This is a genomic window from Pseudomonas sp. (genome assembly GCF_028293835.1).
GTDB lineage: Bacteria > Pseudomonadota > Gammaproteobacteria > Pseudomonadales > Pseudomonadaceae > Aquipseudomonas.
Genome location: NZ_JAQGNX010000090.1, coordinates 1 through 21,565 on the forward strand (window position 1 = coordinate 1; position 21,565 = coordinate 21,565).

A 21,565-nucleotide genomic window follows, 5' to 3' on the forward strand; every position below is an offset into this window, starting at 1 on the left:
CAAAAATCCCTTTCATCACTTCATTGCCCAAGCATTACTATCGCATTTCGCGATAAGCCTGCGTTTGTTATCGCCACGCAGGAGGCATTCCTACAATTATGCAAAAATGTAGGACCACTCCTACAAACATCTCAGAAAAGTCCTACATAGCAACTACTATCAATTACGGATAATGCGCGCCACTTTTAACGCCATGGAGGTGTCCCTCGTGAAACAGCTATTTATCAGATCCCGACTAACCTGTGCCGTCGCATTGGCAGTCTGTTGCAACGTTCCGACCGTTTTGGCGGGTAATCTTAACGGCCAACGCGCCACCGTTAACGCCGGAGACGCGCCCGATACATGGCAACTAATAAACGGCTCTACGCTGAACGTAACGCCTCTGGGAACGACCGACACTATTCGGGCTTCGTCCGGCTCAACCGTTAATTTGATCGGTAGCAGCACCTTCAGCTCAACAGGGCCCGGCGTTCAACTTAATCAAAGTACTGCCACTATTAGCGGCGCAAACATTACTAGCACCGGCGATTTTGGATTAAGCCTGATTACCGATCTTGCAGGTACGCCCGGCACTAAGGCAACGGTAACCGACAGCACCATCTCTGGATCTGGCAGAGGTATCAGTAATGCCTTCGGAGAAATCAACCTGTCCAACACAATCGTGAACGGCACCGACGCGGGGGGGACTGGCTTTTTAAACGGTGGAGTAGGGATAGCCTTATTCGCCGGCCAGGCGAGCCTCACCAATAACAGCAGGGTCACGGGGGATATGAACGGCATTCTGATCAGCCCGGATTCTGCCGGGGGATCAAACGTCTCCTCAACGTTAACGGTGGATAACTCGACCGTTACTGGCACTAACGGCAGCGCGATCATTGTTGGTTCGTACGATGATGCTCGCCCGGGCAATGCCACTATCACGATGCAGAACGGTTCCACCCTGTCCGGCGGCAACGGGATTATCCTGGAGGTCGCGAACAATTCGACAGCGGGGATAACCGTCGATAACAGCCGGCTGACCGGGGATGTGCTGGTTAATGCGGGCTCGGCAGCCGACGTCACTCTGCAAAACAATGCAGCCCTCAATGGTAACGTGAACAACGTTGCAAACTTCACCTTGAATAACGGTTCGAGCCTCTCGGGCAACCTGACCGACACCACTAACCTCAATGCACATAATAACTCCAGTGTCACCGGTAATATCGCCAACGTAGAGAACTTCAACCTGACGGGTAATTCGTCGGTGAGCGGCAACCTGAGCAATGTTGAAAACCTGAGCCTGGACAATTCTGTCTGGACTACTGGCGACGGCAATGGCGTCACCAACCTCAGCATGAACGCCGGTACGGTCAAACTGGGCGCTACAGAGGGAACGTTTGAAACCCTGACGGTTGCCACGCTTTCGGGTAACGGCCGCTTCGTGATGGACACGGACCTGGCAGCCCATCTAAGCGACCTGGTGAACGTGACTGGGCACGCTACTGGCAACTACGACTTACAAATCAAGAACACCGGCGCCGAACCACTCAAAGGTGACCAGGATCAACAGGTCGTACACACTGGCGCAGGCAGCGACGCCGCATTCGGCGTGGTGGGTGGTCAAGTGGATCTCGGTACGTTCGCCTACGGGTTGGAGCAACGGGGGACCGATTGGTTTTTGGTGCAGAAACTCGATGATAATGGCGACCCGATCGTCACTCCGGGCACCCAGTCGGTGATCGATTTGTTCAGCGCTGCACCTACTGTCTGGTATGGCGAACTGTCGACATTGCGCAGCCGCATGGGTGAATTGCGTTACGGCCAATCCGCAGGTGGTGGCTGGATGCGCGCCTATGGCAACAAATACAACACCTCGGCCGGGGGTGGCAGCGATTACTCGCAGAACCAACAGGGTATTTCGTTCGGTGCCGACGGTGCGTTGCCAACCTCCGACGGGCAATGGCTGCTGGGGGTGATGGCTGGTTACAGCAAATCCGATCTGGACATTGCTTCAGGCACCAATGGCACCGTTAAAAGTTCCTATATCGGTGTTTACAGCACATGGTTGTCCAGCGAAGGTTATTACATCGACGCAATCATCAAGGCTAACCATTTCAAGAACAGATCTGACGTCCGCATGAGCGACGGCACTCTGTCTAACGGCGACTACAACAACAACGGCATCGGCGGCTCTATCGAAGCCGGCAAACATATCAAACTGGCGGATAACTGGTTCGTCGAACCCTTCACCCAGTTCTCTGCCTTGTGGGTCGATGGTCAAAACTACTCGCTGAACAACGGAATGGATGCCAGCAGCAACAAAGCCGATTCGTTTCTGGGTAAAGTCGGTACAAGCGTGGGGCGTAATTTCCCGTTGGAAAAAGGCGGTTTCGTACAGCCTTATATGAAAGTGGCCTTGGCACATGAATTTGCCAACAACAACAAAGTCCAGGTGAACACAACGACCTTCAGAAACAATCTGTCCGGTAGCCGTGGTGAAATTGGAGCGGGTATCGCAGCCCAACTCACAGACAAATGGCAGGTACATGGCGATGTGGACTACAGCAATGGTGAACACATTGAACAACCATGGGGTGTCAATCTGGGGTTGCGTTATTCCTGGTAAGTAACACCGTTTGAACATTAGTCTGTAGGAGCCAACGTGTTGGCGATATAAGCGACATCGCGGTGCTAGAGAAGCACCGCGTTGCCTGCCTCGCCAACAAGTTGGCTCCTACAGACAGCCGAGACAGCCGTGCGTCAGATCAAACTTTCGTCGATCACCAACACGACCTTGCCCGACACCTGATTGGTCGCCAGTTCCGCAAAGGCCGCTTCGGCGTCCTTGACCGGGAATGAGCGCGCCAATTGCGGCTTCAGGCGACCTTCGGTAAACAGTGGCCAGACATGCTGACCCAGATCCCTGAGCAGGTCGGCTTTGAACTGGTCATCGCGGCTGCGCAAGGTCGATCCCAAAAGGTGAATACGCTTGGCCAATACTTGGGCCAAATCCAGCTGCGCTTCGCGTCCTCCCATTAAACCGATCAACACCAACCGGCCGTCGACGCTGAGGATTTTCAGGTTCAGTGCCGCGTAATTGCCGCCCACCGGATCAAGAATCACATTGAATGGCCCCAAGTCCTTCAAGCTTTCAAGGTTGTCGCTACGTACCACTCCGCCTTGAGCACCAAGCGCTTCGCAATACGCCAAACGTTCTGCCGAGCCGACGCTCACCCATACCGGGTTGCCAAAGGCTTTGCACAGCTGAATGCCGGCTGAACCAACTCCACTTGCACCTGCGTGCAGCAAGACTTTCTCACCGGGCTTCAACGCCGCCAGTTGAAACAGATTCAACCATGCAGTGGCGTAAACCTCAGGGATACCCGCAGCTTCCGGCAATGACATCCCGTCGGGAACTGGCAATACGTGGCGGCCATCCACCACCACTTCTTCGGCCATACCACCCCCCGCCAATAGCGCGCAGACACGGTCTCCAACCTGCCAGGACGAGCCCGCACCGACTTCGCTGATCACCCCGGAACACTCCATCCCAAGCACCAGACTGGCGCCCGGCGGCGGCGGATAGAGTCCCGCACGCTGCAATAAATCGGCGCGATTAAGCCCCGCAGCCGCGATCCGAATCCTTACTTGACCGACGTCACAGGTCAAGTCGGGTTGTTCCAGCCATTCCACATGCCCTTCAACGCCTTGCAATGCCTTCACGGTGCCTCCATAGTGACTCTGGACTGAGCCGGTGCTATAGACGCACGGGCTTTTTGCATTATGCGACCGGGTCCGACGGAACCGGCGATCTAAAAGACGGCCTAATATGCGTTATCAATTGCCCCCGCGTCGAATCAGCATGAAGCATTATCTCCCCAGCACCGCACTCGCCTTCTTCATTGGCCTGAGTGTCATGCCCATGTCCACCAGCGTATTTGCCGCTAACAGCTGGGATAACCTTCAGCCTGACCGCGAAGAGGTCATTGCGAGCCTGAACATCGTAGAGCTGCTCAAAAGGCATCACTACAGCAAGCCGCCTTTGGATGACAAGCGTTCGGTCATTATTTACGACAGCTACCTGAAGCTGCTCGACCCGTCCCGCAGCTACTTTTTGGCCAGTGATATCGCTGAGTTCGACAAGTGGAAGGTGCAGTTCGACGATTTCCTCAAAAGCGGCGACCTGAACGCCGGTTTCACCATCTACAAGCGCTACCTGGATCGTGTCAAATCGCGTCTGGACTTTGCCCTGGCGGAGCTGAACAAGGGCGTCGACAAGTTCGACTTCACCACCAAGGAAACCTTGCTGATCGACCGCAAGGACAGCCCTTGGGCCAAGTCTGACGCCGAGCTGGACGATCTGTGGCGCAAGCGGGTCGAGGATGAAGTGCTGCGATTGAAGATCGCCGGCAAAGAACCCAAGGCTATTCAAGAACTGCTGACCAAGCGCTACAAGAACCAATTGGCGCGATTGGAACAGACCCGCAGCGAAGACGTGTTCCAGGCTTACATCAACAACTTCGCCATGTCCTACGATCCGCACACCAACTACCTGTCCCCGGACAGCGCGGAAAACTTCGACATCAACATGAGCCTGTCCCTGGAAGGCATCGGCGCCGTGTTGCAGAGCGACAACGACAACGTGAAAATCGTGCGCCTGGTTCCGGCTGGCCCTGCCGCCAAAACCAAACAGGTCGCTCCGTCAGACAAGATCATTGGCGTCGCCCAAGGCGACAAAGAGATGGTCGACGTGATCGGCTGGCGTCTGGACGAAGTGGTCAAGCTGATTCGTGGTGCCAAAGGCTCTGTTGTCCGCCTGGAAGTGATTCCGGCCACCAACGCGCCTAACGACAACACCAGCAAAATCGTCGCGATTACCCGTGAAGCGGTGAAGCTTGAAGAGCAGGCGGCGAAAAAGTCGATCCTTAACCTCAAGCAGGACGGCCACGACTACAAATTGGGCGTGATCGAAATCCCGGCATTCTATCTGGACTTCAAGGCCTACCGTGCTGGCGATCCTGAATACAAAAGCACCACTCGGGACGTGAAAAAACTGCTGACCGAACTGCAGGCCGAAAAAGTGGATGGCGTGGTCATCGACCTCCGTAACAACGGCGGCGGCTCATTGCAGGAAGCCACCGAGCTGACCAGCCTGTTCATCGACAAAGGCCCTACCGTGTTGGTGCGTAATGCAGACGGCAAGGTCGATGTGCTTGAAGACGAAGACACCGGCGCTTTCTACAAAGGCCCGATGGCGTTGCTGGTCAACCGCTTGTCAGCGTCAGCGTCCGAGATTTTCGCCGGTGCCCTGCAGGACTATCACCGCGCATTGATTATCGGTGGCCAGACCTTCGGCAAAGGCACGGTGCAGACCATTCAGCCGCTGAATCATGGCGAACTGAAATTGACCCTGGCCAAGTTCTACCGGGTCTCCGGGCAGAGCACCCAGCATCAAGGCGTACTGCCAGATATCGCGTACCCGTCGATCATCGACACCAAGGAAATCGGCGAAAGCGCGCTTCCAGAATCAATGGTCTACGACACCATCAAGCCGGCTATCAAGCCGGTGGTGGATCCGTTCAAACCGTTCCTTGAGCAATTGAAGGCACGGCACGATGCGCGTTCGTCGAAAGACCCTGAGTTTGTCTTCATCGAAAACCGTCTGGACCTCGCACAGAAGTTGATGGCCGAAAAAACCGTCAGCCTGAACGAAGCCGAACGTCGTGCTCAACACACCGACATTGAAGGCAAGCAACTGGCACTGGAAAACATCCGGCGCAAGGCTAAAGGTCAAGACCCGCTCAAAGAGCTGAAGAAAGAAGACGAAGACGCGCTGCCCGCGGATGACGACAAGACTAAACCGGAGGACGACGCTTACCTGTCGGAGACCGGCCGTATCTTGATCGACTACCTGAATTTGAATGGGGCGGTCGCAAAGAAGTAACCACACGGAGCGCATGATTAGAAAATGATGGCCAATTAGTTTCACATAGACGCAATTGGTCATCAAACAGTCATGAATCTGTCGTGAAATAGAGGGGCTGAGCGCAATGTGCTCAGCCCCTTTTTCTTGCGCCGAGATCGCCATGACCGTCACTGAACAGCTGTGTGCACTGAGCTCAATTCTGGGTCAAGGTGATCTGCACAGCTTGTTTCAACCGATAGTGTCGTTGTCGGAGCGCCGAATTCTCGGTTATGAAGCCTTGACCCGAGGGCCTTCCAACAGCCCCCTGCACTCCCCCGTGAACTTGTTCGCCATTGCGCGGCAGGCGGGTCGCTTGAGTGAACTGGAAATAGCCGCCCGGGAATCTGCCTGCCGACGCTTCAGTGAGCAGAAACTCGAGGGGAAGCTGTTCCTCAACGTTTCCCCGGAATCGCTGCTGGAGCCTACACACCCGCCCGGCCGTACATTGGAATTGCTACAAACCTACGGCATCGCCCCCAGCCAAGTGGTCATCGAGCTGACCGAGCAAACGCCCACCGACGATTTCGAATTGCTGTACAAAGCGCTGCACCATTACCGCGACATGGGCTTTACCATCGCGCTGGATGATCTCGGTGCCGGTTATTCAAGCCTGCGTCTGTGGTCAGAACTGCGCCCGGACTACGTCAAGATTGACCGACACTTCATCGATGGCATTCACCAGGACGCAGTCAAACGTGAGTTCGTCGGCTCCATGCTGCAAATGGCCAAAGCGTCCCGTGCGCTGGTGATTGCCGAAGGCATTGAATTGCAGGAGGAGTTGGCGGTGCTCATCGATATGGGCGTGGACTTGGTGCAGGGCTATCTGCTCTGCCGTCCGCAAGAGCATCCGCCCCGGGATGCCCATGCGTTACTGCCTAAAACTGCGCCCATGGTAGCAGCCCTCAATGAAGATGCGCCGGACCTCAGCGCGCTGCTGAATGAACAACCTGCGGTCAATCAATCGACACCGACCGCCAGCGTGCTCGAATATTTTCGCAAACAAGCCAACCTGAATTCCCTAGCGGTACTGGACGAGTCATTGAAGCCCTGCGGCATTGTCCATCGTCATTCGTTGTCTGAAGCGCTGCTCAAGCCGTTTGCCACCGACCTGTTCGCGCGCAAGCCCATCAGCCGCTTGATGAGCGACGATTTTCTCGCGGTGGAGCTGAATCAGTCACTGCAACAGGTCAGCCGCTTACTCACCAGCCGTGCCCGACAGCGTATCGAAGAAGACTTCATCATCACCGCCAACGGGGCTTATTTGGGGTTGGGCCGGGTGATTGACGTATTGAAGCTGATTACCGAATTAAAAATTCAACAAGCGCGTTATGCCAATCCGCTGACCTTGTTGCCTGGCAACGTGCCGATCCAGCAATGCCTTACGCGCCTGCTGCAACAAGGCCGCGAGTCGATGATCTGCTACGTGGATATCGACAGTTTCAAACCGTTCAACGACATTTACGGCTACGGCCGTGGCGACGAAGTGCTGCTGTGCCTGGCGCAATGCCTGAACGACCGCATCGACCCCAGCCGAGATTTTGTCGGGCACATCGGCGGTGATGATTTCCTGATGGTGCTGGGTTCAGAAGACTGGCGTAAACGCCTGAATCTGCTGCTGGAAGACTTCCAGAATCAGTGCCGCCGGTTCTACCGCGCTGAGCATGTGGAGTTGGGTTACTTCACGGCCTTGAATCGCCAGGGCCAACGCCAGGAGTTCCCGCTGTTGTCACTGTCAATTGGCGTCGTTCACCTACGGCCCGAGGCCTGCGGGCACCTGGACGCCAGTCAGTTGGCTGAGATGGCATCACAAGCCAAGCACTACGCCAAGGATATTTCAGGGGCTAGCGTGCATGTGATTGATACGCTGGATCATGAGGTTGTGGAGAGTTAAAGCCGCTTGGGAGAAGCCCTACCCTGCTTCTGCGTAACACCAACCCTAAAACCCATGGGGTTTCCCCAGCCCTTCAAACGCCTTCGCCCGCTCCGGTTCAGGGGGCAGATTCGGACCACCCATCTTGTACAGCTGCGACAATTTAATCGGCGCCAGTGGATGGCCAGCTATAACTGCCATTTCCCACCACTGCGCGGCCTCAAGGGCGTCCGGGGCGTTGCGCAGGTCTCCCGTCAGACTCATCACACCGAGTTGATACGCAGCCTTGGGGTGGCCACCGATGGCGGCCAGGCGCATCAGTCGTGCCCCTTCGTCGCGGGCGCCCTGCCCGTCGCCACGAAAAACCAGGATGTGCCCGTAGAAGCTCTCGGCGTCGTGATCGCCCAAGTAGGCCATCTGCGAATACTGGCCCTCGAGCCACTGCCATCCCCTGGGTTGCTCCACCAACCATGACCACCGATACAGGCGTCGCGCCAACAGATAGGTGAAGCGTGCGCGCAGGTACCAAAAGGGTTGGATCATGCGAGTTCCGGGTAGCTATATTCGAAGACGCGTACTACTTCAGAAGCGTGCCACGACGCTGCAGCGATGCCGTCCGAAGGGCCGGAAAATCGACCCAGTCGTTCGACGCATTCAAAGAAACCGGTGCGCGGCAGGCGGCTGGCGCCTTGGCTGATCACCAACGAACTGCGCAAAGGCTGCTCCGCACGCGCGTCTAATGAGGCCAGATGCTCCAGTGCGGCAGTCAACGTTTGCATGGCAGGGCTGGGTAATTGCAAGCGCTCAAGCAGCGCTCGGTAAGTCAACAAATGTCGCTGGCGGCGAGCCTGGTCCAGTTCAGCCAATAAGCCTTCCCAATGTTGGCGGCTGATACGGACGCTCATGGCTCACCTCGCCAACCGGCGACGCCTAGCTCCCAGGCCAGACTTCGACTGATGGCAGCGTCTGGCACGCGCACGCCGCTTTCAATCAACCCCAGGTAGGAAGGGCTGATGCCCACGGTGCGCGCCAATTGTGCGACTTCAAGGCCTTTGGCCTCGCGCAACGCACTTAACTGATCCAGGCCCGGAAGGACTTCGGGCGCTACTGGGGAAGGTTTTGCTGATTGACGTGGCGGTGATGATTGATCGGCGCCTGCGGCCTTGAGCAAAGCCTGGTACTGGGACCATGGCAAAATTGCGTACTCTGGCTCTCCATCGCGTGAAATTATCTGAAGATCCATAAACACCCCCTGTAGAACTACATCACTTCGCGTGTAGGATTTTCCGTGTAGGGGCATCTTAACAGCGTACTTACGCAGGGTGCGTGCATTGAATACGCCGTGGGTTTACTCGTTCTGATTTATTACCGAGCAAACTCACCGCGAATCAATCTTTGCGATGTTCGAGTTCAAGCAATGCAGGCGTTGCAGGCAACCGTTCAACCACTGCCAGCTTCTCAACCGACTGCGCGGCACGCCAGGCCCGAAAAGCGTCCAGTTCGGCTTCCAGGGTCTTCATGACCCAGCCCAGCACGACGATGTCATCCAGCATACCGAACACCGGAATCCAGTCCGGGATGAGGTCAATGGGGCTGAGGAAGTACATCAGTCCTGCCACCACCGAGACCATTGCCTTGGGGCTGATCGCACGGTACTCTCCGCGCCAATAAGCAAGGCACAGTGCCTGAAGCAGCCGCAGATCGTCTTTGAGCTTACCCAGTCGATTGCCTTCCGCCGAGCCCTTGCGGGCCACCGCGAACAGCAACGCGGGCAGACGTCCAGCGGTGATCAAGCGCTGAGCCATGGGTATAAATCGAACCAGATTCCAAGGTATTTTCATATCGACTCCGTTGAATGTCCGCGACACCTCGTAGGATAAAGGCTACTCGCAATCACCTGAAGGCATGCTGTACAGGCCTGTTTCGATTGAGTTCGCTCCCCCACAGGCTGCATGGAGCGCGCGTTTACTGAAGTACAGATGGCCATTCCATCGCCGTTTAAATGTTATCCACACAAGTTGTGGATAACCTTGTGAACAGAGCCACTTTTTTGACCTGAAACCCCCGTCCCCTATGGCTTTGGCTCAGATCGGGCGTTTTTTACTCACATTAAAAATCATACAAAATCGTTGACTTGGTGGCTCACAAAAGCTACCCCCACCCTCGAATGAAGGTATTGCTTGATCGTCCTACAATCACCCGACGATCAAGCGATCTGTCAACGATATTACGACTGCATTGACTGCGATCTGTTCGCTGTCAAACACCAGATACGACAACGCCCCGTCGGGACGGGGCGTTGCGGTCAAACCAGAAAGGCTCGATTACTTGGCGGCAGGTGCAGCAGGAGCGTCCGCAGCTGCAGCTGCAGGGTCCTTGATGGCCAGCAGTTCAAGATCGAATACCAATACCGAGTTGGCAGGGATAGTCGGGCTCGGGCTCTGTGCGCCGTAGGCCAGGTCGCTAGGGATGTACAGTTTGACCTTTTCGCCAACGTGCATCAGTTGCAGACCTTCGACCCAACCCGGGATCACGCCGCTTACCGGCAGATCGATCGGGCTGCCGCGTTCAACTGAACTGTCGAACACTTTGCCATCAGTCAGCTTGCCTTCGTAGTGAACGGTCACGACGTCGGTCGGCTTAGGCTGAGGGCCATCGGCTTTTTTGATGATTTCGTATTGCAGGCCGGAAGCAGTAGTCGTCACTTCCTTACGCTTGCCGTTTTCTTCGAGGAACTTTTTGCCAGCAGTCGCCGACTCTTCGCTCATCTTGGCCATACGCTCTTCAGCGCGTTTCTGCAGAGCAGCAAAGGCTTCGACCAGCTCGTCATCCTTGAGTTTCTGCTCTTTCTTGCCGACGGCATCTTCGATGCCTTGGGCTACGGCTTTGGAGTCCAAATCATCCATACCTTCCTGAGCCAGGCTTTTGCCCATGTTCAAGCCGATACCGTACGAAGCTTTTTGGGCCGGGGTTTTCAGCTCTACGTTGGTATGCGAGTCACAACCCGCCAGTACCAGACCAACCAGGGCTACCGCCGCCGCCAACCGATGCTGTTTCATGCTAATTCCTTGTTCATGCGCCAAAAGGGCAAACGAGTAAAGCCGCGAGCTTATCAGGCTGCCGCGATCAATGGCTACCGGCATGAGAGGCACAAAAGATAGATAAGTTCAGGTATCCAAACGTTTTCTTGCAGCGTGAGCCACTCGTACAGCATTGGTTCAGCTCCGGCAAAGGCGGCCAATGGCCTGCTCCGGCCTTCTCACAAACAAGATCGAGACCAGGCCATTGAAACAATTTTTGTCGCTCAGGGCCTGTTCCAGCGCAGCGTAGCGTGATTACTTGGGATTTCGTATCTGAAGAAATGGCTACTTGCCACTAACGCACCGGCTCAGGCATAAGGTGGCTACAAATAGACAAGGAGGTTCCACGTTGCGCTTTTTAACCCGTGCGTTATTGCTGATTGCGGCACTGCTTGGCCTGGTATTGGCGGTCGTTCTGTATTACGTCATCAATCCAGACCTGCCGGTCTATGTGCCTGCCGAACAGGTCCATTATCTTGATCAATGGACCGAGCAAGACCGCCAGACGTATTACTTCACGCCTCAGGGCACTGAGGTAAAAGGCCTGCGCTACGATTGGTTCGGCGCGCTGGAGCTGCCCTTCTCCGAAAAGCGCTTCGCCACCCCCGAATATTTGGCGCGTTTCGGTTTCCTGGTAGACCCCAAACAACACGCGACGCCTGCGAACCCGGGCAACCTCCCCGTTGGCTTTACCCAACACACCAATCCTGGAAGCAACGAGCGGTACCTGGACATCACCTGCGCAGCTTGCCACACCGGAGAGCTGCGCTTTAAAGGCCAGGCCGTGCGCATCGACGGCGGTGCAGCCCATCACGTATTGCCGTCCAGTGTGCCTACTTTGCGCGGTGGCAGCTTTGGTCAGGCATTAGTGGCAAGCCTGTTCTCGACGTATTACAACCCGTGGAAATTCCAACGCTTCGCGCGCACCGTTCTTGGCGAAAATTACGACGCTCAACACGAGCAATTGCGCACGGATTTCAAGCAATCGCTGAATACCTTCGTCCACGAAGCCTGGAACGACACCCATCGTGGGCTTTATCCGACTCAAGAAGGGCCTGGCCGGACCGACGCGTTTGGACGCATAGCCAATGCGGCCTTTGGCGCCGGGGTCTCCGAGAAGAACTATCGCGTGGCCAACGCGCCTGTGGATTATCCGCAGCTTTGGGACATCTGGAAGTTTGACTGGGTGCAGTGGAACGGTTCTGCCCAGCAGCCCATGGCTCGCAACATCGGTGAGGCACTGGGCGTGGGCGCCACATTGACGATGTTTGATGCCGCAGGCCAAGCCTTGACCGGCGATGCCCGTTACCCGTCAGGCGCGCGAATCAGCGATCTCCATACCATCGAGGTCACGCTGCAAGGGCTAAAAGCGCCGGTATGGCCGCAAGAGCTGCTGGGCGCCATCGACCGTTCACGGGCTGCTCAGGGGAAGACCCTGTTTGCCAGGAACTGCGCAGGCTGCCACGTACCTTCGGTAGAGAAAACCCCTGAGCGTGATGTTCTGTTACTGAAAAATCTGCCCGTTGCGTACATCGGCACCGACCCGAACACCGCCGATAACATTTTCAACCAGCGTTACGACCTGAGCGCCCTCAAGTGGGACCCGAAAGAACTCGCAGCGTTAAACGTTAAGGTCTACCCCACCGCAGAAGTGCCACTGGACACCAGCCATGTCTCCATGACCACCGGTCTGGCGTACATCACGGCCTTTGTTGAAGCCCGGGCTTACCGCGATATGAAGCTGACACCGGCCCAAACCCTGGAATTTGATGGCTTCGGACTGCCCATCAGCGTCCGTGAAGAGCGCACATACCGCGCGCGACCATTGGACGGTGTCTGGGCTACCCCGCCTTTCCTGCATAACGGGTCGGTCCCAAGCCTCTATCAATTGCTCTCGCCTCAGGATGAACGTGCGGCGACCTTCTATACCGGCAGTGTCGAGTTCGATCCGCGACATGTGGGCTATAGCACCGAAAATTTCGCCGGTGCCTTTCTGTTTGACACAAAAATCTCCGGCAACCACAACAGCGGCCATGAATTTCGCACGGGCCCACTTGGCAACGGCGTCATTGGCCGGCTGCTGCAGCCTGAAGAACGCTGGGCGCTGGTGGAGTACCTGAAGGTAATCGGCGGCCCACTCGACACTCAGCTGCAGTAGTTTTCACGCAGCCTGAATTGCACAAGGATCAACACATGCTGACCACCCTTTGGGTTCGCCTCGGAGCGCTTCTGGGAAAAGTTTTCCTGCTACTGCTGGCGCTCGGCTTGATCGGCTGGGTGCTGGCGACCGCGTGGTTTTCATGGCACCACCGCGGCCCCGTCTCAGCCCAGGAGCAAATTCCGCCCGGCGAATCCGCCATGACCCAAGGCATCATCCAGACTGCGATCAGCGTCGTCGATCAACATCGGGAAAGCACACGGTATCTGCGCGATGCCCATGCCAAAGCCCATGGCTGCGTGAAGGCGGAGGTTCAAGTAATGAATGACCTCGCCCCGGCGCTGCGCCAGGGCGTCTTCGCTGAGCCCGGAAAGATCTGGCACGCGTCGATGCGCCTCTCAAACGGCAATGCTTATCCCCAGATGGACAGTGCCAAAGACGCTCGCGGCATGGCGATCAAACTGATGGATGTGCCCGGTGCGCAACTGTTGGCCCAGCAACAAGGGCGCGGCGAGCAGGATTTTGTGATGTTCAACCATCCCAATTTCTTCGTCAGTGACGTCGCTGAATATGCGCAAAACATTGCCGCCCAAGCCGCCGGGCAAACTGCGCAAGCGTTTTTTCCAGGCTGGGACCCGCGCACGTGGCAAGTCCGCCATCTGTTCATCGCCCTGAGTACTCTGGCGCCGGCGCCAAACAGTCCGACCGAGAGCACTTATTATTCGGTATCGCCGTATAAATATGGCGCCGCCAACGCCAAGTTCAGGGTCGCGCCAGACCCGCAGAGTTGCCCCCAGTACAGCTTGCCGCCGCAGAACCAAAAGTTGCCGAACTTCTTGCGCAGCGCCCTGAATCAACAGTTGTCGGCAGATCGGATGCCCGCGTGTTTCGTGCTGCAGATCCAACGGCAGGACCCAGGCAAATTCATGCCCATCGAAGACACCAGTATCGAATGGAAAGAAAGCGATGCACCCTTCGAGACCGTGGCCAAGGTGCGAATTCCCGCGCAGGACTTCGATACCCCAGCGCTTAATCTGGCGTGCGATAACCAGTCATTCGATCCTTGGTTCGGCATCGCTGAACACCGACCGATTGGCGGCATCAACCGCCTGCGCAAAGCGGTGTACGAAGCGGTGAGCGAGTACCGGCACAGTCGCAACGCCGAGCAGTAAGGGTGCATCAGACATACCGCGTCGCTTCATTCGCGAACAAGTTCGCTCCTACCGGTGGGCTCCTACCGGTCTTTGACGACCGAGAACTAATAACTCACCTTCACTGTCCGCCCGGTGTTGATCGACTCCAGCGCACAATCCGCCAACCGCAACGCATACAGACCGTCCCGCGCGCTGGTAGGCAGCGGTGTGTCGTTGTTGAGCGCATCGATAAAATGATCCAGCTCGTTACGGTAGGCCTCGGCATAACGCTCCAGGAAAAAATTCAACAACGGCTCGCGGGCCTCGGTCTGGGCAGCGTTCCAGAGCCGCAGCGTGCTTGATCGATGGTTGTCGTTAAGCAGCATGCCTTTGGCACCCGACACTTCCACCCGCTGGTCGTAGCCATACAGCGCTTCGCGGCAGCAATTGATGTGGCATTGCTTACCGGAAGCTGTACGCAACAGCACCATGACACTGTCGTAATCGTCGATCTCCACCAATCCCGTATCCACCAGTCGGCTGGCAATGGCCGTGACTTCGGTGGGTTCTTCCCCCAGCAACATGCGGGCGGTATCGAAATCGTGAATGGTCATGTCCCGCAGAATCCCTCCGGAATGCGCCAGGTATTCACGGGACGGCAGTCCTGGGTCTCGACTGGTGATAATGACCTGCCGTACTTCGCCAATGTGCCCAGCGGCGATGGCCTTGCGCAGGGCCAGCATGTCGGGATCAAAACGCCGGTTGAAACCGAGCATTACCTTACCCTTGAGGCGTTCGACCTCATTCACCGCATGGCGCGCCTTGTCGGTATCCAGATCAATGGGTTTCTCGCACAGCACCGCTTTACCATTGGCCACGGCCTTCAACATCAAATCGATGTGGGTATGAGTGGGCGTACCGATCACCACGGCGTCGATGTCATGCCGCTCCATCACCGCCGCGCAATCGTACTCGGCCTCGCAGTCAAACTGCGCGCTGAGCGCATCGACCCCTTCGCGCCACGGATCGGCAATCACCAACAAGTTGGCTCGGGGGTTGGCGGCGACGTTGGCCGCGTGGATCTTACTGATACGGCCGGCACCGAGGACAGCGATACGTAACATGATCGAACTCCTTTGTTTATTGTTGCTCAGGCGTTTGAGCGCATTAGTTGGGCAAATTGAACGGGGTCACTACCTGTACCTCTGAAGAAGGAATAGGACCGGTTTTCCACAATCGGTGAAACTGCAGAATGTGCAGAAATACGTGTCGGGCATCAATGTTCAGGTTGTGATCAATGATCGCTGCGATTTTTTCTTCTGCCAGCAGCTGGCGATTTTCTTCATCCAGATCGTGACCGATGAACACCTCTAGGGGTCGACCAAGCGCGGCGAAGGCATCGACGATTGCTCGATTACCACCGCCGACGCTGTACACCGCCTTCAGTTCGGAATGGGCGTTAAGCTCCTCTGTCACGCGCTTGAAGGTTGGCTCGTAAACGCCGTAACCGCCGCTGATGTCCAGCACCCGAAGGTGGGGTGCACGTTTACGTAGCCACATGCGAAAGCCCATCTCGCGCTCCTCTTCCCCGCGAAAACGATCACTGCTGAACACCACGGCCACTTCCTGCGGGCTGGAGTCGAGCCACCGTGAGAGCAAATACGCAGCAGTCTGCCCGGCCGTGCGGTTGTCCATGCCCACATAACCAATGCGCTCGCTTTGCGGTAAATCAGTCACCAGGGTCACCACCGGAATCCCGGCAGCGGTGAGTTGATTTACCGCCAGATTGATCTGCGGCTCATCGGCGGCCTTGAGCACCACGCCCTGACTGCCAATCTCGGCGCAGCGCAGGATCAAGTCATGCATCTGCTGCGGGTCGATGTCTTCGAACAGATGAAATCGAGGGTAAATCCGGAACGGCGCCAGCCCGCCCAACTGCGTGGTCATGGCCACCTGCACCGCATTACTGAAGCGTTTCGGCGTGTGCATGATCACGTCGATATGAAAAGTTCGACCCACGGCCAATCCGGTTTTCTCCTGAGCCTCGAGTTCCTCCAGGGCCTGTTCGATACGCCGATTGGTTTGGTAATGAACGCTTCCGCGCTGATGCAGCACGCGGTCAACGGTGGCTTTACTGACGCCCGCCTGAGTCGCAATTTGCTTGATGGAGAATCGTTTGGCACGGCTGAGCATGGTGTGCAGACGCCTGCGGCTGAGGTTTTTATGAGGTTTGTTCGGGCCATTGTGAGGTTCCCGTAATGCTAGTCTCTGTTCCGTCAGGTGTATAGCCGAACATAGCTTTACCCCATCGGCCTCCACTGCACCGTTCTGACAACAATAAAATCAACGGAGAAACCCATGTCCGAAGCCAATCTCTCAGCCCCGTTCACTGGGCAATATTTTGTCGTAACCGGCAGCACTCAAGGGCTTGGCGCAGCAGTGGCCCGCACCTTGGCCCAGCGTGGCGCCGCCGGTTTGATTATCTGCGGGCGTAGCCGGGGCAAAGGTGAAGAGCAAGCGCGGCAACTGACAGCGCTCGATTGCCCAGCGTTTTTCGTCGAGGCCGACATGGAACGCGTCGATGACTGCCGTGGGGTAATTGATGCGGCCCGCCAGCACTTTGGCACCCTGCACGGCTTGGTCAATTGCGCCGGAATGTCGGACCGCGGCACCATTCTCGACACCTCACCAGAACTGTTCGACCGGATCTTCGCAGTCAACGTGCGGGCGCCGTTTTTTCTGATCCAAGAAGCCATCAAGCTGATGATCAGCACCCAGGTCGAAGGCTCCATCGTCAATATCCAAAGCGTCACCGGGCATGGTGGCCAGTCGTTTCTCACCGCGTATGCAGCGTCTAAAGGTGCCCTGGCGATCTTGACCAAGAACGTCGCGTTTAGCGCATTGCGCAATCGAATTCGGGTCAACGGCCTGAATATCGGCTGGATGGACACGCCCCACGAGGATGAAATTCAGCGTCAGTACCACGGCGCGCAAGACGGCTGGTTGGCCGCCAGTGAACAACAGCAGCCTTTTGGTCGCCTGCTCAAGCCTGAGGAAGTAGCGCAAAGCGTCGCCTTCCTGCTGTCTAAAGAGTCGGGAATGATGACCGGTGCCGTGATCGACCTGGAACAAGGCGTCATCGGCTGCGGCGACGGCCCTAGCCCGCGCCCCGCCGCTCCGCTGTCGCTTGCTGGTTCAGGAGCACAGGCTGGAGACCGGCCATGAATCCGTTGAAATCGACTTCCTGCACCTTTGTGCAAGAAGACTCCGTGGCGCTTCGGGACTTTACTGCCCTGTGCGAGCAGGCGGTGGACCCGCTGAATTATCCGCATTGCGCTGATGTGCAACATAAGGTGCCGATCTACGAGGCAAACACCCTGCGTGAGGCGCTGAATGGCAACCCAACGGCATTGATGAGCGAGCTGCATGTGCTATTCCGCCAAGGCCCCGGCGTGATGGTGGTTCGTCAGGCCTACAGCGATCACCGGCTGGTGGATCGACACAGCCAGGTATTCGAAGCGATTTTCGCCGACGAAGCCAGGCAAAGCGTTGCCGCCGATCATTTCGCCAAAGCCGGGGCCAACGGACGCATCTGGAACTCGCTGCAAAAAGCTGCGATGAAGTCCCCCGAGTCGTTTATCGAGTACTACGCCAACCCGTTGATTGGGCTGATTGCCGAATCATGGTTAGGACCGGGTTTTCAAATCACCGCCCAAGTCAACGTGGTACACCCCGGCGGCCAGGCGCAACAGCCCCATCGCGATTACCACATGGGTTTTCAAACCGTCGCCGAGGTCGGGCGGTTTCCACTGCCGCTGCATGTGTTATCGCAATACCTGACCCTGCAAGGGGCTATTGCCCACACCGAGATGCCAGTAGAAACCGGCCCGACGCTGCTACTGCCGTTCTCTCAGCAGTACGACCTGGGCTACCTGGCGTGGCGTCGACATGAGTTTATTGGGTACTTCGAAGAACACGCGGTGCAACTGCCCTTGAGCAAGGGCGACATGCTGTTTTTCAACCCCGCGCTGTTTCATGCGGCAGGGACTAACCGCACCACTGACCAGCACCGAATGGCCAACCTGCTGCAAATTTCCTCGGCATTTGGCAAACCCATGGAAACCCTGGACCGCGACCGAATGATGTTGGTGCTGTATCCCGCGCTGCTCCGGCATATGGAACAGGGTGAAACGAATGCCCAGGGGCTCGCGGCGGTGATTGCCACAGCGGCTGACGGCTATGCCTTCCCGACCAATCTGGATACCGACCCGCCACTCAAGGGGCTTGCGCCGCAGACCGGGCAGCAAATGATGCTGGAAGCGCTGACCCAACGCTGGTCGTTCGAAACGTTTGAGCGCCAGGTCACGCGGATGCGCAGCAAGCGCCAGGCCTGACTTCATTCTTTTGTGGCTTTGCGGCTTTGCGGCAATCGGTAGAACGGGAATGGCTTTAGCTAAATTTCAGACAAAAAAAAGCGACCCTAAGGTCGCTCTTTTTTGCTTCAAGGAGTTCAAGGGCCTTGAAGCGGAATATGGCGCAGCGGACGGGACTCGAACCCGCGACCCCCGGCGTGACAGGCCGGTATTCTAACCGACTGAACTACCGCTGCGCGTAACACTGAGAAGGAATTGGTGGGTGATGACGGGATCGAACCGCCGACCCGCTGCTTGTAAGGCAGCTGCTCTCCCAGCTGAGCTAATCACCCTTCACTCTCGGTGTGGCGCGCATTCTATATAGCGACCCCACCTCTGGCAAGCACTTTGTTAAATAATTTTTTTAATCCTGCCAAAGGCTTAGCACAGGGTTGGCCGCAGGGGCTGAGGAGGGAATAATGCCCCCCTTTGTATAAAGGAGAGATTCACCCCATGTGGTTCAAAAACCTGCTTGTCTATCGCCTGACCCAAGATTTGCCTTTTGATGCTGAGGCGCTGGAAACCGCATTGGCGACCAAACCGGCCCGCCCATGTGCCAGCCAGGAGTTGACCACTTACGGTTTCGTCGCTCCCTTCGGTAAAGGTGAGGATGCTCCTTTGGTCCACGTCAGCGGCGACTTCCTGCTGATCGCCGCGCGTAAAGAAGATCGGATTTTGCCTGGCAGCGTTGTGAATGACGCATTAAGGGAAAAGATCGAAGAGATCGAAGCCGAACAAATGCGTAAGGTCTACAAGAAGGAGCGAGATCAGCTTAAGGACGAAATCATTCAAGCCTTCTTGCCTCGCGCCTTTATCCGTCGCGGTTCGACCTTTGCGGCCATTGCGCCAAAACAAGGTCTGATTCTGGTCAACGCCTCCAGCCCGAAACGCGCCGAAGACTTGCTTTCTACGTTGCGGGAGGTGATCGGCTCGTTGCCGGTGCGTCCGTTGACCGTGAAAGTTTCGCCTAGCGCGACCATGACCGAGTGGGTCAAATCCCAGAAAGCCGCTGACCACTTCTTCGTGCTCGACGAGTGTGAACTGCGTGATACCCATGAAGACGGCGGCATCGTCCGTTGCAAACGCCAGGACCTGACCAGCGAAGAAATCCAGCTGCATTTAAGCACCGGTAAAGTGGTCACCCAGCTGTCGTTGGCCTGGCAGGACAAGCTGTCTTTCGTCCTCGACGACAAAATGGTCGTCAAGCGCCTGAAGTTCGAAGACCTGCTGACCGATGAAGCGGAACAAAACGGCGGTGAAGAAGCCCTCGGCCAATTGGATGCAAGTTTCACGTTAATGATGCTGACCTTCGGTGAATTCCTGCCGGAATTGTTCGAAGCGTTGGGCGGCGAAGAACTGCCACAAGGCATCTAAGCAGCAAACAGTCAGTGCGTTTGTGCGCTACCACTAACGGTAGCGCACGCTTTCTTCTTATAAAAAGGAACGGACCATGCGTGCTTTGGCTACGTTGAGTCGCTTCGTCGGTAATACCTTCGCTTATTGGGTGCTGCTGTTTGCAGTGTTGGCGTTTCTGCTGCCCGAATGGTTTATCGGTTTGAAAAGCGCCATCGTGCCGCTACTCGGCCTGGTGATGTTCGGCATGGGCCTGACGCTCAAGCTTGATGACTTTTCAGAAGTCGCCCGCCATCCGTGGCGTGTGGCTTTGGGCGTGATCGCGCATTTCGTGATCATGCCCGGTGTGGCCTGGTTGTTGTGCCAGGCGTTTCACCTGCCCGCTGAAATCGCAGTCGGTGTGATTCTGGTGGGCTGCTGCCCAAGCGGGACGTCGTCCAACGTCATGACCTGGCTGGCCCGTGGAGACTTGGCGTTGTCGGTAGCCATCGCTGCTGTGACCACCCTCCTCGCCCCACTGATGACGCCGGCATTGATCTGGCTACTGGCCTCGGCCTGGTTGCCGGTGTCGTTCATGGAAATGTTTTGGTCCATTCTTCAACTGGTGCTGCTGCCTATCGTTCTCGGTGTCGTCGCGCAGCGGGTTCTGGGTGCACGGGTGAAAGCCGCAGAAGACGTGTTGCCGCTGGTGTCTGTGGTCAGCATCGTGATGATCGTCGCCGCAGTGGTTGCGGCCAGTCAGGCGAAAATAGCTGAATCCGGGTTGTTGATCATGGCCGTGGTGATCCTGCACAACAGCTTCGGTTTCGTACTGGGCTACTTCACCGGCAAGCTGTTCAAACTGCCACTGGCCCAGCGTAAGTCGCTGTCACTGGAAGTCGGCATGCAAAACTCCGGACTGGGGGCCGCACTGGCCAGCGCACACTTCTCGCCACTGGCAGCGGTGCCCAGTGCGTTGTTCAGTGTTTGGCACAACATATCGGGGGCGTTGCTATCGACTTACTTCCGACGGATGAGTGAAAAGGCGGATCGGCGGGCGGCTGAGGCGAAGGCGTAGTCCTAAACCGTGTCGCATCCTATAGGAACCAACGTGTTGGCGAGAGGCGTGATGCGGCGGGTCAGGTAGAACGCCTCGCCAACGCGTTGGCTCCTCAGAGGGAAATCGCCAGCCTGATGCAGCACGAAGGCTTGCCCTTGGCCCGGTAATGTGCAAAATATTGCCCACAGCCAGGACGACCTGACTGTTCCGCCAGAAAATCACTTCGAGGACGACCTCTTGTCTGGAGGTCATCATGTCCTGGATCATTCTTGTTTTCGCCGGTCTGTTTGAAGTCGGTTGGGCCGTCGGCCTGAAATACACCGATGGATTTACCCGCCCTCTGCCCACAGCCCTCACCATCGCCGCGATGATTGTCAGCCTCAGTTTGCTGGGCCTTTCCATGAAAGAATTGCCGCTGGGCACCGCCTATGCAATCTGGACCGGCGTCGGTGCAGTTGGCACCGTGATCGCCGGGATCATTCTGTTTGGCGAATCCATGGCGCTGATTCGTTTAGCCAGCGTTGGGCTGATTGTGTGTGGTTTGTTGGGGTTGAAGTTGAGCAGTTGAGACGGATA

The 21,565-nt window shown here is 56.7% G+C and carries 18 protein-coding genes and 2 tRNA genes; 10 read left to right on the forward strand and 10 right to left on the reverse strand.

Annotation, left to right across the window (positions count from 1 at the left end; translation table 11 throughout):
* Nucleotides 1–769 precede the first annotated feature (769 nt).
* The gene (locus JWR17_RS12055; RefSeq protein ID WP_299831672.1) at nucleotides 770–2,605 is read left to right on the forward strand and encodes an autotransporter outer membrane beta-barrel domain-containing protein; all 1,836 of its coding nucleotides are present in this window, start codon (nucleotides 770–772) and stop codon (nucleotides 2,603–2,605) included.
* Nucleotides 2,606–2,739: 134 nt separating this feature from the next.
* Here JWR17_RS12055 and JWR17_RS12060 read toward each other — a convergent pair whose 3' ends face one another.
* Nucleotides 2,740–3,702, reverse strand: a complete 963-nt coding sequence (locus JWR17_RS12060; RefSeq protein WP_299831674.1) for a zinc-binding dehydrogenase — start codon at nucleotides 3,700–3,702, stop codon at nucleotides 2,740–2,742.
* 139 nt (nucleotides 3,703–3,841) lie between these two features.
* Between JWR17_RS12060 and JWR17_RS12065 the strand changes: the two genes are divergently transcribed.
* Both JWR17_RS12065 and JWR17_RS12070 read left to right on the forward strand, forming a co-directional pair.
* On the forward strand, nucleotides 3,842–5,923 hold the full coding sequence (locus JWR17_RS12065; protein WP_299831676.1) for a carboxy terminal-processing peptidase: 2,082 nt from the start codon (nucleotides 3,842–3,844) through the stop codon (nucleotides 5,921–5,923).
* Nucleotides 5,924–6,065: 142 nt separating this feature from the next.
* Nucleotides 6,066–7,835: a bifunctional diguanylate cyclase/phosphodiesterase gene (locus JWR17_RS12070; RefSeq protein ID WP_299831678.1), complete on the forward strand. Its 1,770-nt coding sequence runs from the start codon at nucleotides 6,066–6,068 to the stop codon at nucleotides 7,833–7,835.
* Between the two features lie 45 nt (nucleotides 7,836–7,880).
* On the opposite strand, the gene JWR17_RS12075 is transcribed toward JWR17_RS12070, so the two are convergent.
* The 5 genes from JWR17_RS12075 to JWR17_RS12095 form a co-directional block, all read right to left on the reverse strand.
* Nucleotides 7,881–8,357, reverse strand: a complete 477-nt coding sequence (locus JWR17_RS12075; RefSeq protein WP_299831679.1) for a sel1 repeat family protein — start codon at nucleotides 8,355–8,357, stop codon at nucleotides 7,881–7,883.
* Entirely contained in the window at nucleotides 8,354–8,719 is a 366-nt protein-coding gene (locus JWR17_RS12080; protein WP_299831681.1) for a hypothetical protein, read from the reverse strand. The genes JWR17_RS12075 and JWR17_RS12080 overlap by 4 nt, the downstream gene beginning before the upstream one ends.
* Nucleotides 8,716–9,057, reverse strand: a complete 342-nt coding sequence (locus JWR17_RS12085; protein WP_299831684.1) for a helix-turn-helix transcriptional regulator — start codon at nucleotides 9,055–9,057, stop codon at nucleotides 8,716–8,718. The genes JWR17_RS12080 and JWR17_RS12085 overlap by 4 nt, the downstream gene beginning before the upstream one ends.
* A 145-nt stretch (nucleotides 9,058–9,202) precedes the next feature.
* A complete protein-coding gene (locus JWR17_RS12090; protein ID WP_299831685.1) occupies nucleotides 9,203–9,655 on the reverse strand; it encodes a YkvA family protein in 453 nt (150 codons plus the stop codon).
* Nucleotides 9,656–10,138: 483 nt separating this feature from the next.
* The gene (locus JWR17_RS12095; protein ID WP_299831688.1) at nucleotides 10,139–10,873 is read right to left on the reverse strand and encodes an FKBP-type peptidyl-prolyl cis-trans isomerase; all 735 of its coding nucleotides are present in this window, start codon (nucleotides 10,871–10,873) and stop codon (nucleotides 10,139–10,141) included.
* 370 nt (nucleotides 10,874–11,243) lie between these two features.
* Between JWR17_RS12095 and JWR17_RS12100 the strand changes: the two genes are divergently transcribed.
* Both JWR17_RS12100 and JWR17_RS12105 read left to right on the forward strand, forming a co-directional pair.
* Nucleotides 11,244–13,052 (forward strand): di-heme-cytochrome C peroxidase, encoded by a 1,809-nt coding sequence (locus tag JWR17_RS12100; protein WP_299831691.1) that lies wholly within the window; start codon nucleotides 11,244–11,246, stop codon nucleotides 13,050–13,052.
* A 35-nt stretch (nucleotides 13,053–13,087) separates the two neighbouring features.
* Complete coding sequence (locus JWR17_RS12105) at nucleotides 13,088–14,224, forward strand: catalase family protein (protein ID WP_299831695.1); 1,137 nt, start codon at nucleotides 13,088–13,090, stop codon at nucleotides 14,222–14,224.
* 86 nt (nucleotides 14,225–14,310) lie between these two features.
* Here JWR17_RS12105 and iolG read toward each other — a convergent pair whose 3' ends face one another.
* Both iolG and JWR17_RS12115 read right to left on the reverse strand, forming a co-directional pair.
* The gene (iolG, locus tag JWR17_RS12110; protein ID WP_299831698.1) at nucleotides 14,311–15,309 is read right to left on the reverse strand and encodes an inositol 2-dehydrogenase; all 999 of its coding nucleotides are present in this window, start codon (nucleotides 15,307–15,309) and stop codon (nucleotides 14,311–14,313) included.
* Nucleotides 15,310–15,352: 43 nt separating this feature from the next.
* Entirely contained in the window at nucleotides 15,353–16,378 is a 1,026-nt protein-coding gene (locus JWR17_RS12115; RefSeq protein WP_299831701.1) for a LacI family DNA-binding transcriptional regulator, read from the reverse strand.
* A gap of 165 nt (nucleotides 16,379–16,543) precedes the next feature.
* Between JWR17_RS12115 and JWR17_RS12120 the strand changes: the two genes are divergently transcribed.
* Together JWR17_RS12120 and JWR17_RS12125 are read left to right on the forward strand one after the other, a co-directional pair.
* Entirely contained in the window at nucleotides 16,544–17,410 is an 867-nt protein-coding gene (locus tag JWR17_RS12120; protein WP_299831704.1) for an SDR family oxidoreductase, read from the forward strand.
* Nucleotides 17,407–18,579: a phytanoyl-CoA dioxygenase family protein gene (locus JWR17_RS12125; protein ID WP_299831707.1), complete on the forward strand. Its 1,173-nt coding sequence runs from the start codon at nucleotides 17,407–17,409 to the stop codon at nucleotides 18,577–18,579. The genes JWR17_RS12120 and JWR17_RS12125 overlap by 4 nt, the downstream gene beginning before the upstream one ends.
* A gap of 138 nt (nucleotides 18,580–18,717) precedes the next feature.
* Here the strand turns inward: JWR17_RS12125 and JWR17_RS12130 are convergent.
* Nucleotides 18,718–18,794 (reverse strand) — tRNA-Asp (locus JWR17_RS12130).
* 20 nt (nucleotides 18,795–18,814) lie between these two features.
* Nucleotides 18,815–18,890 (reverse strand) — tRNA-Val (locus JWR17_RS12135).
* Nucleotides 18,891–19,050: 160 nt separating this feature from the next.
* Here JWR17_RS12135 and rdgC point away from each other — a divergent pair.
* The 3 genes from rdgC to sugE all read left to right on the forward strand — a co-directional run bounded on the left by rdgC (nucleotide 19,051) and on the right by sugE (nucleotide 21,557).
* Entirely contained in the window at nucleotides 19,051–19,971 is a 921-nt protein-coding gene (gene rdgC / locus JWR17_RS12140; RefSeq protein WP_299831710.1) for a recombination-associated protein RdgC, read from the forward strand.
* 76 nt (nucleotides 19,972–20,047) lie between these two features.
* Nucleotides 20,048–21,007: a bile acid:sodium symporter family protein gene (locus tag JWR17_RS12145; RefSeq protein ID WP_299831713.1), complete on the forward strand. Its 960-nt coding sequence runs from the start codon at nucleotides 20,048–20,050 to the stop codon at nucleotides 21,005–21,007.
* Nucleotides 21,008–21,242: 235 nt separating this feature from the next.
* A complete protein-coding gene (sugE, locus tag JWR17_RS12150) occupies nucleotides 21,243–21,557 on the forward strand; it encodes a quaternary ammonium compound efflux SMR transporter SugE (RefSeq protein WP_299831716.1) in 315 nt (104 codons plus the stop codon).
* The last annotated feature ends 8 nt before the right edge of the window (nucleotides 21,558–21,565 follow it).

What these genes read in the sequence shown, in the direction of transcription:
- JWR17_RS12055 (WP_299831672.1), top strand. Translation starts at nt 770, where the DNA reads ATGAACGGCATTCTGATCAGCCCGGATTCTGCCGGGGGATCAAACGTC.
- JWR17_RS12065 (WP_299831676.1), top strand. Translation starts at nt 3,842, where the DNA reads ATGAAGCATTATCTCCCCAGCACCGCACTCGCCTTCTTCATTGGCCTG.
- JWR17_RS12070 (WP_299831678.1), top strand. Translation starts at nt 6,066, where the DNA reads ATGACCGTCACTGAACAGCTGTGTGCACTGAGCTCAATTCTGGGTCAA.
- JWR17_RS12075 (WP_299831679.1), bottom strand. Translation starts at nt 8,357, where the DNA reads ATGATCCAACCCTTTTGGTACCTGCGCGCACGCTTCACCTATCTGTTG.
- JWR17_RS12080 (WP_299831681.1), bottom strand. Translation starts at nt 8,719, where the DNA reads ATGAGCGTCCGTATCAGCCGCCAACATTGGGAAGGCTTATTGGCTGAA.
- JWR17_RS12085 (WP_299831684.1), bottom strand. Translation starts at nt 9,057, where the DNA reads ATGGATCTTCAGATAATTTCACGCGATGGAGAGCCAGAGTACGCAATT.
- JWR17_RS12090 (WP_299831685.1), bottom strand. Translation starts at nt 9,655, where the DNA reads ATGAAAATACCTTGGAATCTGGTTCGATTTATACCCATGGCTCAGCGC.
- JWR17_RS12095 (WP_299831688.1), bottom strand. Translation starts at nt 10,873, where the DNA reads ATGAAACAGCATCGGTTGGCGGCGGCGGTAGCCCTGGTTGGTCTGGTA.
- JWR17_RS12105 (WP_299831695.1), top strand. Translation starts at nt 13,088, where the DNA reads ATGCTGACCACCCTTTGGGTTCGCCTCGGAGCGCTTCTGGGAAAAGTT.
- iolG (WP_299831698.1), bottom strand. Translation starts at nt 15,309, where the DNA reads ATGTTACGTATCGCTGTCCTCGGTGCCGGCCGTATCAGTAAGATCCAC.
- JWR17_RS12115 (WP_299831701.1), bottom strand. Translation starts at nt 16,378, where the DNA reads ATGCTCAGCCGTGCCAAACGATTCTCCATCAAGCAAATTGCGACTCAG.
- JWR17_RS12120 (WP_299831704.1), top strand. Translation starts at nt 16,544, where the DNA reads ATGTCCGAAGCCAATCTCTCAGCCCCGTTCACTGGGCAATATTTTGTC.
- JWR17_RS12125 (WP_299831707.1), top strand. Translation starts at nt 17,407, where the DNA reads ATGAATCCGTTGAAATCGACTTCCTGCACCTTTGTGCAAGAAGACTCC.
- rdgC (WP_299831710.1), top strand. Translation starts at nt 19,051, where the DNA reads ATGTGGTTCAAAAACCTGCTTGTCTATCGCCTGACCCAAGATTTGCCT.
- JWR17_RS12145 (WP_299831713.1), top strand. Translation starts at nt 20,048, where the DNA reads ATGCGTGCTTTGGCTACGTTGAGTCGCTTCGTCGGTAATACCTTCGCT.
- sugE (WP_299831716.1), top strand. Translation starts at nt 21,243, where the DNA reads ATGTCCTGGATCATTCTTGTTTTCGCCGGTCTGTTTGAAGTCGGTTGG.